At 63.3% G+C, this 14479-nt stretch carries 12 protein-coding genes and 1 tRNA gene; 8 read left to right on the top strand and 5 right to left on the bottom strand.

Annotated features, from left to right (window positions below):
* Window position 1: 1 nt before the first annotated feature.
* A complete protein-coding gene (locus tag ACPJXG_RS05270) occupies window positions 2-1474 on the top strand; it encodes an efflux transporter outer membrane subunit (RefSeq protein WP_425253630.1) in 1473 nt (490 codons plus the stop codon).
* 9 nt (window positions 1475-1483) lie between these two features.
* Here ACPJXG_RS05270 and ACPJXG_RS05275 read toward each other — a convergent pair whose 3' ends face one another.
* Window positions 1484-2401, bottom strand: coding sequence for a LysR family transcriptional regulator (locus tag ACPJXG_RS05275; RefSeq protein WP_425253631.1), 918 nt, complete (start codon window positions 2399-2401; stop codon window positions 1484-1486).
* A gap of 112 nt (window positions 2402-2513) precedes the next feature.
* Between ACPJXG_RS05275 and ACPJXG_RS05280 the strand changes: the two genes are divergently transcribed.
* The 5 genes from ACPJXG_RS05280 (at window position 2514) to ACPJXG_RS05300 (ending at window position 8083) form a co-directional block, all read left to right on the top strand.
* Entirely contained in the window at window positions 2514-3113 is a 600-nt protein-coding gene (locus ACPJXG_RS05280) for a short chain dehydrogenase (protein ID WP_425253632.1), read from the top strand.
* A gap of 112 nt (window positions 3114-3225) precedes the next feature.
* Window positions 3226-4947 carry a dipeptidyl-peptidase 3 family protein gene (locus ACPJXG_RS05285; protein ID WP_425253633.1) on the top strand — a complete coding sequence of 574 codons (1722 nt, stop codon included), beginning with the start codon at window positions 3226-3228 and terminating at the stop codon, window positions 4945-4947.
* A gap of 155 nt (window positions 4948-5102) precedes the next feature.
* Entirely contained in the window at window positions 5103-5798 is a 696-nt protein-coding gene (locus tag ACPJXG_RS05290; RefSeq protein ID WP_176387973.1) for a hypothetical protein, read from the top strand.
* 104 nt (window positions 5799-5902) lie between these two features.
* Complete coding sequence (locus ACPJXG_RS05295; protein WP_425253634.1) at window positions 5903-6634, top strand: BON domain-containing protein; 732 nt, start codon at window positions 5903-5905, stop codon at window positions 6632-6634.
* A gap of 156 nt (window positions 6635-6790) precedes the next feature.
* Window positions 6791-8083, top strand: a complete 1293-nt coding sequence (locus ACPJXG_RS05300; RefSeq protein WP_425253635.1) for an MFS transporter — start codon at window positions 6791-6793, stop codon at window positions 8081-8083.
* Between the two features lie 54 nt (window positions 8084-8137).
* On the opposite strand, the gene ACPJXG_RS05305 is transcribed toward ACPJXG_RS05300, so the two are convergent.
* Window positions 8138-10297 carry a prolyl oligopeptidase family serine peptidase gene (locus ACPJXG_RS05305; protein ID WP_425253636.1) on the bottom strand — a complete coding sequence of 720 codons (2160 nt, stop codon included), beginning with the start codon at window positions 10295-10297 and terminating at the stop codon, window positions 8138-8140.
* Window positions 10298-10472: 175 nt separating this feature from the next.
* Here ACPJXG_RS05305 and ACPJXG_RS05310 point away from each other — a divergent pair, with 175 nt between their 5' ends.
* A complete protein-coding gene (locus ACPJXG_RS05310; protein WP_425253637.1) occupies window positions 10473-11519 on the top strand; it encodes a lysozyme inhibitor LprI family protein in 1047 nt (348 codons plus the stop codon).
* A 3-nt stretch (window positions 11520-11522) separates the two neighbouring features.
* Window positions 11523-12026 carry a hypothetical protein gene (locus ACPJXG_RS05315; RefSeq protein ID WP_425253638.1) on the top strand — a complete coding sequence of 168 codons (504 nt, stop codon included), beginning with the start codon at window positions 11523-11525 and terminating at the stop codon, window positions 12024-12026.
* Between the two features lies 1 nt (window position 12027).
* Here ACPJXG_RS05315 and ACPJXG_RS05320 read toward each other — a convergent pair whose 3' ends face one another.
* The 3 genes from ACPJXG_RS05320 to ACPJXG_RS05330 all read right to left on the bottom strand — a co-directional run bounded on the left by ACPJXG_RS05320 (window position 12028) and on the right by ACPJXG_RS05330 (window position 14446).
* On the bottom strand, window positions 12028-12432 hold the full coding sequence (locus ACPJXG_RS05320) for a hypothetical protein (protein WP_425253639.1): 405 nt from the start codon (window positions 12430-12432) through the stop codon (window positions 12028-12030).
* A gap of 104 nt (window positions 12433-12536) precedes the next feature.
* Window positions 12537-12612 (bottom strand) — tRNA-Lys (locus ACPJXG_RS05325).
* A 67-nt stretch (window positions 12613-12679) separates the two neighbouring features.
* Window positions 12680-14446 (bottom strand): GspE/PulE family protein, encoded by a 1767-nt coding sequence (locus ACPJXG_RS05330; RefSeq protein WP_425253640.1) that lies wholly within the window; start codon window positions 14444-14446, stop codon window positions 12680-12682.
* Between the last annotated feature and the right edge of the window lie 33 nt (window positions 14447-14479).

A 14479-nucleotide genomic window follows, 5' to 3' on the forward strand; every position in this document is an offset into this window, starting at 1 on the left:
CATGCAAACAGTATTGACGAAAATCGCGCTGGCCGCTTCCCTTGCCGTGGCGCTCTCCGCCTGCGGCACCGTGGGCCAGGATTTCACGGCTCCGGGCAATGTGGCCGGCGCCGACACCTTCCGCCACGGCGCATCCGCGGCGGACGCCGCACAGCTGCCGAAGGAATGGTGGAGCATCTACGGCGACGCCACCCTGAATCGCCTGGAACAGAGCGCGCTGCAGGACAACCCCGGCGTGAAGGCGGCCGGCGAACGCCTGCTGCAGGCGCTGGCGCAAAGCGGCACGGCGCGCGCCAACCAGGGCCCGAGCGTCAACGTCAGCACGGGCATCTCGAACTCGCGCACCTCGGCCAACACCTCGCAGGGCCTGGCCCTGGGCAACCGCTCCATCAGCGGCAATAACTTCTCCGTGGGTGGCACGCTGTCGTATGAAGTCGACTTGCTGGGCCGCGTCAAACGCATGGTCGAAGCGGCCGACTCGCAAGCCTTGGCGGCGCAGGCCGACCGCGACGGCGTGCTGTTGATGCTGTCATCGCAAGTGGCCAGCAATTACTGGCAGCTGCGCGGACTCGATGCGGAAATGGCGATCCTGAATGGCGCTTTGGACACACGCCGCGAGTCGGCCCAGCTGGTCGAGGCGCGCTTCAACGCGGGCTTGACGAATGAGCTGGACCTGGCGCGCGCGAAAGTCGAACTGTCGAACGCGCAGGCCGACCTGCATGAAGTCAAACGCCAGCGCAACCAGCTGGAAAACAGCCTGGCCACCCTGACGGGCAAGCCGCCGTCGGCGTTGCAATTGCCGGTAGCCGCCGAGCCGTCGGCATTACCGCTGCCGCCCGCCATCCCCGTCGGCCTGCCGGTCAGCCTGCTGGCGCACCGCCCGGACCTGGTCTCCAGCGTGGCCGGCCTGCGCGCGGCGAATGCGCAAGTGGGCGTGGCCGAAGGCGCGTTTTATCCGACGCTGCAATTGACGGGCAATTTCGGCTACGCCTCGGAAAAGCTGCGCGACCTGGCGCAGGGCGGTTCGCGCCAGTTCAGCTTTGGTCCGCTGGCCCTGTCCTTGCCGATCTTCGACGGCGGCCGCAACCAGGCCAATCTTGACCTGTCCAAGGCGCGCTATGCGGAAGCCGTGGCGAACCATGAAACGAAGCTCTTGACGGCCTTGCGCGAAGTGGAAGATGCGCTGTCCGACGTGGAGCAGCGCCAGTTGCAGGGCGACGCGCAAGCCTTGTCGCAGGCAGCGGCGGCGCGTGCCTACCTGGTGGCGCGCACGCGCTACGAGCGCGGCATCTCGACCTACCTCGATGTGACGGATGCGCAGCGCAGTTCCCTGGCCGCGGACCGCGCCGCCGCGCAGATCAAGACCCAGCGCTTGCTGGCGACGGTCGCCGTGGCGCGCTCTTTGGGGGCGGGTTGGCAGCCGGACGGCGAGCTGGCCAAGCTGGCATCCGCGCCAGCCGCGAAGCTGAACTAGGCACGACGATTACGTGAGCGTGGCCGGTGGCGGTGTCGCCGCCGGCCCGTAGCGTTCCAGCAGAAAATCGATGAAGGTCGTCAGCTTCGGCGTGGGCTGGCGGTCGCGCGGATACAGCACATGCATCAGGCGCGGCGCCGGCACGTGGTCGGCCAGCAGCGGTACCAGCCGTCCCGCCGCGATATCGTCGGCCAGTAAAATCTCCGCCTGCATGACGATGCCGAAGCCATGCAGGGCTGCCATGCGCAGCGCCTGCCCATTGTTCGAGCGGAAGCGGCTTTCTGCCGCAGCGCCATCGTGACGCGCTTCCTTGCCGCTCAAACGCCAGCGCATGTGGCGCGACCACTGCATGAAATCCACGCATTCGTGCCGCGCCAGGTCGTCCGGCGTGCGCGGCGTGCCGTGCTTTGCCAGGTAGGCGGGCGAGGCGCAGATCACCATCGCATACGGTCGCAAGGGCCGCGCCACCAAGCCGGAATCTTCCAGCTTGCCGATGCGGATGGCCGCATCGAATCCTTCCTCCATCAGATCCACCATCCTGTCATTCAAATTGAGTTCCAGGCTCACGTCCGGATAGGCCGTCAGATAGTCGGCCATCAGCGGCGCGATGCATTCGCTGCCGAAGGACACGGGCGCCGTGATCTTCAGCTTGCCGCGCGGTGCCGTGCGCATGGCTTCCGCGCCCCGCTCGGCCGCATGGATGCTGGCCAGGATCTGGCGGCACTGTTCCACATACTGCTGGCCGATTTCCGTCAGGCTTTGCCGGCGCGTCGTGCGCGCCAGCAGCCGCGCACCCAGCCGCTCTTCCAGCTGTTTGATGTGCTTGCCCACCATCACGGGCGAGATGCGGAAGGTGTCGGCGGCCGCCGTGAAACTGCCCTGGTCGACGACGGACACAAAGATTTCCATGCTGCGCAATTTATCCATGGCGCCTTGATTGCAAACTCTGAGTTGGTAATCTTGTAAATTCTAGCGTATTTATTCCTTTTTGTAAGCGGCGCATACTGGCTGCATCGTTCAACCCATACAAGGAAGCAGCATGAAAATCGTCATCATTGGCGCCAGCGGCACCATCGGCAAGGCCGTCACCGCACAACTGGCGCAACGCCATGAAATCATCGAAGTGGGCAGCCGCAGCGGCACGCACCAGGCCGACATGGGCGACATCGCGCAAGTGCGCGCCCTGTTCCAGCGCATCGGCAAGGTCGACGCCGTCGTCGTCACGGCCGGCAAGCTGCATTTCGGCCCCCTGGCCGATTTCACGCCCGAGCAATTCCAGCTGGGCCTGGACAGCAAACTGATGGGCCAGGTCAACGTGGCGCTGGTGGCGCAGGAATACCTGAATGACGGCGGTTCGATTACCTTGACCAGCGGCATCGTGGCCGAGCAGCCTATCCGCTTCGGCGCGGCCGCCAGCATGACCAACGCGGCCGTGGAAGGTTTTGTCAGGGGCGCCGCCATCGAACTGGCGCGCGGCGTGCGCATCAATGTCGTCAGCCCGACGGTGCTGGCCGAATCGCTGGAAGCATATGGTCCGTTCTTCTATGGCTTCGAGCCGGCCGCCGCCAGCCGTGTGGCGCTGGCCTACAGCCGCAGCGTGGAAGGGGCGCAGACGGGGCAGGTGTACAAGGTCTGGTAAGCCGCTTGCCATGCCATGGGGGCAGGTGGGACAATCGCAGGCTGAACAAGGAAGCGGACGCGCAGTAACAGCGCGGGGCGCTTTCTTGCTGTGAACCATACACCGAGGCCCCATGAAAAACATCCTGATTCCCCTGCTGATGGCCGCCGCCGTCGGCAGCGCTTGCGCCGCAACGCCAGCCGCCCCCGCTACGGCGCAACAATTGACCAGCATGAGCGCCCGCTATGCGCCCGTCGCGCTGACTGCCGATGTCACGCACCTGTCCGCGGGCGACCGCCAGGCCATCGCCAAGCTGGTCGAAGCGGCCAAGCTGGTCGACGTGCTGCAATTGCGCCAGCGCTGGTCCGGCAACGAAGCGCTGTGGGCCGCATTGAAGAAGGACAAATCAAAGCTGGGCCAGGCCCGTTTAAATTATTTCTGGATCAACAAGGGACCATGGTCGGTGCTCGACGCCCACACCTCGTTCATGCCGGCCAGCTATGCCGGCATCGCCATTCCCGCGCACAAGCCGGAAGCGGGCAATTTCTATCCGCAGGGCGCTACCAAGGCCAGCCTGGAAACGTGGATGAATGGCTTGCCGGCGGACGACAAGCAGCAGGCGCAATGGTTCTTTACGACGATTCGCGCGGGCAAGGATGGCAAGTACCAGACCGTCAAGTATTCGGATGAATACAAGGTGGAGCTGAAGCAACTGGCCAGGCTGCTCGACGAAGCGGCGGCCGCCACAGACAACGCGTCGTTGAAGAAATTTCTGACCCTGCGCGCCAAGGCTTTCCTCGACAATGATTACCTGCCGTCCGACTTCGCCTGGATGGATCTCGATTCGCCCGTCGACATCACCATCGGCCCGTATGAAACGTATAACGACGAGCTGTTCGGCTACAAGGCCGCGTTCGAGGCCTACGTGAACATCCGCGACCAGGCGGAAACGCAAAAGCTGAACTTCTTTGCCAAGCACATGCAGGAACTGGAAGACAACCTGCCGCTCGACGCCCAGTACCGCAACCCGAAAGTGGGCGCGCTGGCGCCGATGGTGGTGGTCAACCAGGTGTATGGCGCCGGGGACGGCAACATGGCCGTACAGACGGCTGCCTACAACTTGCCGAACGACGAGCGCATCATCAGCGCGCGCGGCTCCAAGCGCGTCATGTTGAAAAACGTGCAGGAAGCCAAGTTCAAGGCCACCCTGACGCCGATCTCGAAACTGGTGCTCACGCCCGAGGCGCAGCAGGACGTGGACTTCAATTCCTTCTTCACGCACATCCTCGCGCATGAAATCATGCACGGCCTGGGCCCGCATGCGACTGTTGTCGACGGCAAGCCTTCGACGCCGCGCCAGGACTTGAAGGAAGCCTATTCGACCATCGAGGAAGCCAAGGCCGACATCACGGGTCTGTTCGCGCTGCGCTACATGATGGACAAGGGGCAACTGAACGATACCCTGGGCCAGGGCGACGTGGCCGAGCGCAAGCTGTACAACACTTTCCTCGCCTCCGGTTTCCGCACCCTGCATTTCGGCTTGACGGATTCGCACGCGCGCGGCATGGCCATCCAGATGAATTACATCCTCGACAAGGGCGGCTTTGTGTCCTTGGGCGATGGCAAGTTCGGCGTCGATTTTGGCAAGATCAAGCAGGCCGTGATCGACCTGGACCGTGAATTTCTGACTATTGAGGCGACGGGCGACTATGCGCGCGCGAAAGACCTGATGACCAAATACGTGGTGATCCGCCCTGAAGTGCAAGTGGCGCTCGACAAGATGAAGGCCGTACCGAACGATATCCGCCCGGAATTCGTCACGGCCCGCGCGCTGGACCAGGCGGCGAATAAATAGACCCGAGCCTGACTATTATCAGTCTGAAAAGCCGGCGCATTCTGCGTCGGTTTTTTTTTCGTCTTTATTTATGAAAAGTTGCCAGTTTTTCCTTGTGGAAATATTTTCACCGCTTACTCTGCAGTGGTAAATCTTCCTTTCTTCCCGTCGATCCCATGTTGAAACTGTTTTCGCTGTTGAGTGTGTCCCTTGCCTTGCCCGCCGTGGCCGCTGCCCAGCTTACCGATCTGGAAATCCGCTGGCTGCAGGCGGGAAAACCCGTCATCGATTACGCGCGCACGCAGGGCTTGCCCATCGATATCATCGTGCAGCCGCAGGATGCGCCCGGCGCCGTGCCGCTGGCGCTGGGCTACGAAGCTGGGCGCTGCAAGCTGGTGCTGTCCTTGCGCGGCAATGCGCAGGCGGACGGTATCTTGCAGGGCGTGTCACCCACGCGCCACGGCCTGATGATGGAAGCGATGACGGCGCATGAGATCGGCCACTGCCGGCGCTATGCGCAGGGCGACTGGCATGCCTTGCCACGCGGCTTTGTCGAGCCGCGCAGCATGCAGCAGGGCAAGTTGACCCTGCTGGCGCAGGAGCTGCGCGAGACGCGCCGTGAAGAGGGCTATGCGGACCTGGTGGCCCTGGCCTGGATGCATGGACGCCACCCCGGGCAGTACCAGGATGTGCTGGCCTGGATGCGCGGCGTGCGCGCGGCTGGTGAAGTCGCAAGCGACGGCGCAGGCGGTTCGCACGCCACGCAGGCATGGCTGGCGCTGGCCGATGGCGCCGGTGTATTTGATGAGTCCGCTTCAATATTTGAACAGGCGCAAGTATTGTGGCGGAAGGGCTTGAGCGGCGACAAATAAACGCTGATTTTTATGTGAATGGACTGTCAGCGTGTGCTGTCGCACGGAGCTTTGTGCGCGGCAGGGGTCTAATCTGGGCATCAACTAACCAGAGAGGAACCATCATGAACAAAATGATCGCACTCATGCTGGCCGCCAGTGCCAGTGCCCTGCTTGCCGCCACGCCCGCGTATGCGCAGGATGCCTCGTACAAGAGTTTGACGGACAAGGCATCGGCCGACTACAAGCAGGCCAAGGCCGCCTGCGACAGCCAGAGTGGCAACGCGAAAAAAGTCTGCGTGGAAGAAGCCAAGGTGGCGCGCGCCAAGGCCGATTCGGACGCCGTGGCGCAATACCGCAACACGCCGCGCGAACTGGGCAAGGCCCGCAAGGACGTCGCCAATGCCGAGTATGACCTGGCCAAGGCCAAGTGCGGCGACCGTACGGGCGCCGACAAAACCACGTGCAAGAATGATGCCAAGGCGGCGAAAACGGCCGCGCTGGCTGACGCCAACACGGGCGCGAGGGCCGGCACCAACGTGGCGCAAAATCCGCCCGCCACGACGAAGGAAAACTGCGATGCCATGGATGCGACCGCCAAGGCCGCCTGTGTGACGCGCAACGCGGCCGGCAGCACCAAGGTGGCAGTGGAAGACTCCGTCATCACCACGAAAATCAAGGCTGACCTCGTCAAGGACAACGACTTGAAAGCGCTCGATGTGCACGTGGAAACGGTGAACGGCGTCGTCATGCTCAGCGGCTTCGTACCTTCCCAGGCGCAAGTGAAAAAAGCCGCCGACCTGGCCCGTGGCGTGGAAGGCGTGACGGATGTGAAGAATGGCTTGAAAGTGAAATAAGCGCATTCTGCACCGGCGCTCAAGCCAGGACTGGAGCCGTACGCAGCAATGCGGCTCCAGTTTTTTTTGATTGTATAAATTACGATCATAATATAACATGAGGAAAATGCCATCGGCGGATGCTGACCGGTATCCATTTTTTCTCATGAGGACTGCATGCTTTCCTATCCCTTTTCGCAATGGCTGGCGCGGCGCGGCGTGCACTTTGCCTGGGTCATCGTCGCCATCACCTTCCTCACGGCATTGACCTCGTCCGCCGCGCTGGGCTTGCCAGGCGCACTGATGCAGCCCCTGAGCCGCGAATTCGGCTGGGATGCCGAGCAGATTTCCTCGGCCCTGGCCGTGCGCTTCGTGCTGTTTGGCCTGATGGGGCCGTTCGCCGCCATCCTGATGGAACGCTTCGGCTTGCGCAATGTCATCTGCGTGGCCCTGGGCCTGATCGCCGCCGGCATGCTGCTGGCCACGCGCATGACGCAGTTCTGGCACCTGGTGGCCCTGTGGGGCATCCTGCTGGGGCTGGGCTCTGGCATGACCGCGCTGGTCTTGAGCGCCGTGGTGGCGAACCGCTGGTTCGAGACGCACCGGGGCCTGGTGGTAGGCGTGCTGACGGCCAGCTCTGCCACGGGCCAGCTGCTGTTCCTGCCCGTGGGCGCCTGGCTGATCGAGCACTACGGCTGGCGCACGGCCATCATGCCCGTGTTTGCCGCCTGCGCCATCGTCGCCGTGCTGGCTTTCCTGTGCATGCGCAACCGTCCGCAGGACGTGGCCTTGCGTCCGTACGGCGCCGACCCGGCCACGCCGCTGATGGTGGCGCCGGCCGCGAAGATGACGTTTACCACGCCGTTCCTGATTCTGCGCAGCGTGGCTTCCAATCGCACCTTCTGGATACTGTTCGGCACCTTCTTCATCTGCGGCCTCAGCACCAACGGCCTGATCCAGACACACTTCATTTCCCTGTGCGGCGACTCGGGCCTGTCCGCCGTGCCGGCCGCGTCCGTGCTGGCCATGATGGGCGCGTTCGACCTGTTCGGCACAATTCTGTCCGGCTGGTTGTCGGACCGCTATGACAACCGCAAACTGCTGTTCTGGTATTACGGCTTGCGCGGCTTGTCCCTGTTCTGGCTGCCGTATTCGGAATTCACCCTGTACGGCCTGTCCCTGTTCGCCATGTTCTACGGCCTGGACTGGATCGCCACCGTGCCGCCGACCGTGAAACTGGTGGGGGCCACGTTCGGGCGGGAGCGGGCGGGCATGGTCTTCGGCTGGATATTCGCCGGCCACCAGCTGGGTGCCGCCGTGGCCGCGTACGGCGCGGGCCGCATCCGCACCCTGATGCTGACCTACAACCCGGCCCTGTTCGCGGCCGGCGCCGCCTGCCTCGTCGCCGCGCTGATGGTGCTGGCGATCCAGCGCCAGAAGGCGGCCGCACCCGCCGCCCAGCCTGCATGAAAAAAGCCAGGCCCGCATGAGCGGAGCCTGGCTTTCAAGTAGCGTGCGGCGCGATTATTTCAAATACTTTGCCAGCCATCCTTCCACTTCGCTATAGAAGAAGCGGCTGTTCTCGCCCTTCAAGATCCAGTGGTTTTCGTCCGGGAAGACCAGCAGTTTCGCCGGCACGTTCAGGCGCTGTTGCACGGCAAAGTTCATCAGCGCATTGTTGGCCGGCACGCGGTAGTCGAGTTCGCCCACGGTGATCAGGATCGGTGTCGTGAAACCCGTGCCTTTTTCATGATTGCCCGCTTGCATGATGGGGCTTTGGTCGCGCCACACGGGCAGGTTCGACCAGACGGGGCCGCCTGCATTCGTTTCACGGCCGAAGCCGCCATCGCTGGTGCCCCATTGCATGATCAAGTCCATTTCGCCCGCGTGCGAGACGATGGCCTTGTAGCGCGTCGTGGTCGCTTGCAGCCAGTTGGCCAGGTGGCCGCCATAACTGGCGCCGCCGGCGGCCAGTTTCGTGCTATCGATAAATGGATATTTCTTGATGGCTTCATCGACGCCCTGGTTGACCTCGTCGCCCGGACCTTTCAAGGGGTCGAACTGAATCGAGCGCGAGAATTCCTCGCCATAGCCGGTGGAACCCTTGTAGTCGGTCAGCAGCACGACATAGCCGGGCTTGGCCAGCAAATGATAGTTCCAGCGCAGCACGAACTGGTCGCGCCACATGCTGGCCGCGCCGCCGTGGATGACGGTAAACAACGGGTATTTCTTGTTCGGATCGAAGTTGGCCGGCTTGACAAGCATATTGTGGATCTGGCGGCCATCGGCCGTCGTGAACCAGAAGTGCTCGGGCGCCTGCCAGTCGATCTTGCTGGCCTTGTCCGTGTTGAAGGCCGTCAGGCGTTTTGGCTGCTTGCCGTTGAAGGCATAGATTTCCGGCGGATTGATGGCGGACTCCCACACGCCCACGAGGGCCCTGCCGCCGCTGCTCAGCGAATTGATGGTACCCGTCGGCAAAGATGGCTCCTCGCGCAGGTCGCCGCCTTTGGTATCAATCGAGTACAGCTTTTCCAGACCCGCATGTTCATAGCTGAAGAGGACGCGCTTGCCGCCTTCGGGCAGCACGAAGCGGGAAATTGAACGGTCCAGCTTGGCTGTCAAAATCGTTGGCGCCGGGTTGCTCATCGGCCAAGCAAAGCTGGCCAGGCGTTTCACGTCATACACTTTGCCTGGCGTTTCCGCGTCGCTCAAGGCGAACAGGGTCTTGCCATCGGCGGCGAATTTCAGGCTGCCATAGCTGTGCTTATCCTGCGTCAAACGCTGCGCTTCGCCGCCCGCCACGGGCAGCAGATACAGTTGCGAGACGACGGCTTCGCGCTGGGCCGCGTCGCGGTTGGTGGCCGCGTTGAAGACGACAGCCTTGCCGTCCGGCGTCCAGACGGCGTCCAGCGATTGCCCCTCGTCGCCCTGGCCGCCGCCAAAGCCCGGCAGGGTGACCAGTTGCGTGCCCGACAGGATGTCGCGCGCTGTGTTCTCACCCTTGGCGTCAGGCTGCGCATCGACGACGAACAGGCGCACTTGCTTGTCGGTCAGCCATTTGTCGAAATAGCGGGGCGCCGTCGTTTCATACGAGCGGGCGCTGTGTTTGCGGTCCTTGCGCTCTTTCGCGCTTTGCTTGACGTCGGCTTCCGTCTTGTTGCCTGGATAGATATCGCTGATGAACAGCAATTGCTTGCCGTCCGGGCTCCATTTCGGCATGCGCGCGCCCATGGTCAAGCTCGTCAACCGTTGGGCTTCGCCGCCGGCGGCCACGTCGAGGCGGTAAATCTGGCCCGCTTCATCGCCGTCGCGCTTGGCGACGAAGACGAGCTGGCGGCTGTCCGGCGACCAGGCCACGGCGCTTTCGCCGCTTTTGGAATAGCTCAGGCGGCGCGCGGGGCTGTCGTCAAGCAGTGACTTGATCCACAGATCCGACCATTGCTCCTTGCTATCGTAGGCGCTGTCGACCACGGAAAACACGGCCCACTTTCCATCCGGGCTGGCGACGGGCGCGCCCACACGTTTCATCAGCCACACATCTTCATGCGTGATGGCGTGTCTGGCTTGCATTTGCGTGGCGGCAACTGGGGTGGTGGTGTTGGTATCGGAGGCATGGGCAAGCGAGGCGCAGGCCGCTGCGATCAGCAGCGAGCCGAGGGAACGGCGAAGACGGGGTGAGGTCATGGGCGTGGTCCGGAGTAGTGAAAAAAGTACAGCGGGCAACATTATTGCCCATGCTTTCCCGCACTGCCAAGGGTGGGTACCGTTACTTACCAAGTGGGACGGTCACGTATCGGGCGGGCGCGCCATGGCTGATCAGTTAAACTTGTTCTTTTACTGACGCTACCTTTGGCCGGCCATGAAAATTAGTCTACCCTTATTGAAAACGATATTGCTGGGCGCGAGCTGCCTGCTGGCGGCCCCGGTTTTTGCCGCCGCGCCCGCTCCCTACCCGAACACGAGCGCCATGGGCGTCGGTCACGCGGAAAGCACGGCCTGGTATGCGGGCTGCCTGAAGGTCAAGGATGCGGCGCCGCCGCCCGCCGACCTGCCGGCGCCATCGGCCGTGGCGTCCCTGCAGCAATGCCAGGCTACCGACCTGTACTACGATACCAAGAGTATGTCCGCGCCCAAGCCGGCAGACTGGCGTCCCGCGCGCCATTGCGCCATGGCTACGCAGAACAGCGCCGTCCTGATGATGCTGTACCAGAATGGACAGGGCGTGCAGAAAGACCCGTTGCTGGCGCTCAAGTATGCGTGCAGCATCGATGCGGCGCCGGCCGAGATGCGGGGCCGTATCGAGCACTTGCAGAAGATCAATGCCAGCGGTCGCGGCATGATCGATCTGTGCGACGACATCACCAGCGGCTACATGATGGGCGTGTGCAGCGCCATCGATGCTCGCCAGAAACAAAGAGTGCGCACGCAGGCGACAGGTAAAGTCAGCGACAGCATGCCTGCCGTGGCGCAAGCGTCGCTGCAAAAACTGCAGGCGGCGGCCAGCAAGTTTGCCGATGCGCGTGCGGCCAATGAAACGGACTTGAGCGGTACGGCGCGCGCCGCCCTGAGCATCGCCGCCCGCACGGCCGAGCTTGATCTGCTGGCGCACGATCTGCGTGACTACGAAGCGGGCAAGCTGCCGGCCAGCATGACGAAGGATCAGGCGGCGGCGCTCGACAAGGAGCTCAACGCCATCTACGGCAAGCTCATGAAAAAGCCGGCGCAAACCCATGCGGGCGCCGTGGGCAAGGATGGCATCCGCGCCACCCAGCGCCTGTGGCTGGCGTATCGCGATGCCTGGATGAACTTTGGCGCCGTGCGCTATCCATCCGTGACGAGCGAAACCTGGGCGGCCATGCTGACGTCGCGGCGCAATGTGCAACTGCAAGACTTGCTGGAGAACTAAAACATGCGGGAAGCGTACTACCACGAAGACGATTTTTGCCGGATCGAACTGCTGCCGCTCGATAATTTGCAGCACTGTCTGACGCAGATGGGTGAGCAAGAGGCGTTCGCCGACGCGCACCGCAGCGGCGCCGGCTGGACGGACATGTATGTGATCAAGGCGGCCCCGTCCCTACTATCCACCCTGGGCATGACGGCGGAACAGCTGCGCCTGGCGCTAGGGGGTGCCTTGCCGCCGTACGACGCCGTGTACACGGGGTACAGCACTTACCGCGTCGAGTGCAAGAACGAGCTGGCCTTTGGCGGCGACAAGACGGAAACCCTGTTTGCCAGCCTGAACGATAACGGCATCGTCAGCCACCTGTGGTGCAGCGATAGCATGTCGCAATTGCTGCTGTTGCCCTTGAAAGAGCAGTTGTTGCTGGCCGACTGGGGCGCGGGGTTTACGTGCCCGCTGGCCGATGGGGACTTGTTTGCCCGTTATTTAGAGGAATACGAACTCGGTTGATTTATTCGCAGGCGATGGCGTTCGGCTGCGCCACTTTCACCACCGATTGCAAACGCGCCATGTCGTTGCCGTCGCCTTGCTCGACATACGGTTGATACGTGTCAATGACGATGCGCGCGCGGGCTTGCCAGCCGCAATTGTCGGCCTGGCGCGCGGGCACGTGCAGCAGCCGGCGCGCCTCGCCATCGTTGCTGAAACAAAACCACGCATCGTGCGTGGCGGCAGGCCGGGGCAGGCGGCCCCACTGCGCCTTGTCGGGCGCGAAGCAGACGCGCTTGCCGATGATCTGCAAGCTCATCTCGTCCGTGCGCGCGCTGTACTGGCCATCAAGCACGATAGGTGTTTGCATTTGCGCGTGGGCGGACAGGCAGGCGGTGGCAAGCAACAGGATGGCGGCAAGTTTCATGTGTTTCTTTCAGGGCTGGCAAGACGATGAGCCAGTATAACCGCGAGGGCCGGAAACGAAAAAAGCCCATCCGTGAGGATGGGCTTTTTAGTACTGCGCATTCGTGGTAGGCCGTGCGGGATTCGAACCTGCGACCAACGGATTAAAAGTCCGCTGCTCTACCAGCTGAGCTAACGACCCGAAAGAGGCCGCATTATATATCAGTTGAAAAAGAATGCAAAGCATTCCTGCGAGAAAGTGCTGAAGCTCACGGCAGGGCTGCCGTGAGCTTCAGCACTTCGTCGATACTGCTCGTGCCATCGATGATCTTGCGCGCGCCGGCGATGCGCAGCGGTGTCATGCCGTCTAGCAGGCTCTGGCGGCGCAGCGCATGCAGGTCCGCGCCCGCCTTGACCAGTTGGCCGAACGCTTCCGTCACGCCCAGCAGTTCATAAATGCCCGCGCGCCCCAGGTAGCCGCTGTGCCGGCACACGGCGCAGCCGACGGGGCGGTATGCTGCCGCTGGCCGCTCCAGCTGGCCGCCCGTCAGGCGCTGCCAGACAGCGACGCCGGGGGCGTCGTCCAGCTGTTTGCAGGCCGCGCACAGGCATCGCAGCAAGCGCTGCGCCAGCACGCCGGCCAGGCACGCTTCCAGCAGATAGGCGGGCACGCCCAGTTCCAGCAGGCGCGTGACGGCCGAGGGCGCGTCGTTGGTGTGCAGGGTCGACAGCACCAAATGGCCCGTCAGCGCCGCCTGGATGGCCATCTCGGCCGTGGCCAGGTCGCGGATTTCTCCCACCATGATGATGTCGGGGTCTTGCCGCATCAGCGCCCGCACGCCATCGGCAAACGACAGTTCGATGCCGCCCTGGGATTGCACCTGCATCTGGTTGAAGGCCGGTTCGACCATTTCGATGGGGTCTTCCACCGTGCACACATTGACTTCGCTGCTGGCCAGCGCCTTCAGGGTGCTGTACAGGGTGCTGGTCTTGCCCGAGCCGGTGGGACCCGTCACGAGCACGATGCCGTGCGTGCGCGCCGTCAGCTGGCGCCAGCGTTCGGCGTCCGCGGGCGGAAAGCCCAGGTCAAACAGGCTCTTGACGGCCACTTCCGGGTCGAAGATGCGCATGACGAGCTTTTCGCCGAAAGCCGTGGGCAAGGTCGACAGGCGCAGCTCGATTTCCTGGCCCTGCGCATTGCGCGTCTTGATGCGGCCATCCTGGGGACGGCGTTTTTCCACCACGTCCATGCGCCCGAGCAACTTGATGCGCGCCGTCATGGCCAGCAGCACCACGGGCGGCAGCTGGTAGGCCTGGTGCAGGCGGCCGTCGATGCGCAGGCGCACGAGGCCCGCGTCGCGCTTCGGTTCCAGATGGATGTCGGACGCGCGCTGGGCAAACGCGTATTGCCACAGCCAGTCGACGATGCGCACGACGTGCTGGTCGTTGGCGTCCAGGCTGGTCTTGTTACGCCCGAGTTCCACCAGTTGCTCGACATTCTGGCGCAGCGCCAGGTCTTGCGTGGACGTTTGCCGGGCCACTTTGACGGAACTGGCCAGGCTGAAAAATTGCGCAATGGCGTCGGCGATGTGCAGCGGATTGGCGATGACCAGGCTGAGTTTGCGTGGCCCCAGGTTGCCCAGCTGCGTCTGCCAGGCGAGCGCGTATGGCTGGGCCGTGGCGATGACGATGCGATCAAGCGTGCTTTCCACGGGCAGGATGTTGAAGCGGGCCGCATAGCCGGCCGTCATGACGTCGGCCACCTGGCTGAAATCGATGTGCAGGGGATCGATGCGCACATACGGCAGGCTGGAACGTTGCGCCAGCCAGGCGCACAGGGTGTCGAGCGTGAGTGCGCCGTGCGCGATGCTGCACAGCGGATGCAAGGCAGGTGCCGGCAGCAGGGCGGCCTGGGCGTCGATGGCGGTCGCTTGCGCCGCATCGAGCAAGCCGTCTTCCTGCAGCCAGGCCAGCAGTTGCGGCAGTTGCAGCGGCGTGTCGGGAGCGGTGAGAGAGGGAGGAGGGGATGCGGGCATGGCCGGCGCCTTTTTGGGCTGCCGGCCTTGCCT

Source organism: Janthinobacterium sp. NFX145 (assembly GCF_049810325.1).
GTDB lineage: Bacteria > Pseudomonadota > Gammaproteobacteria > Burkholderiales > Burkholderiaceae_D > Janthinobacterium > Janthinobacterium rivuli.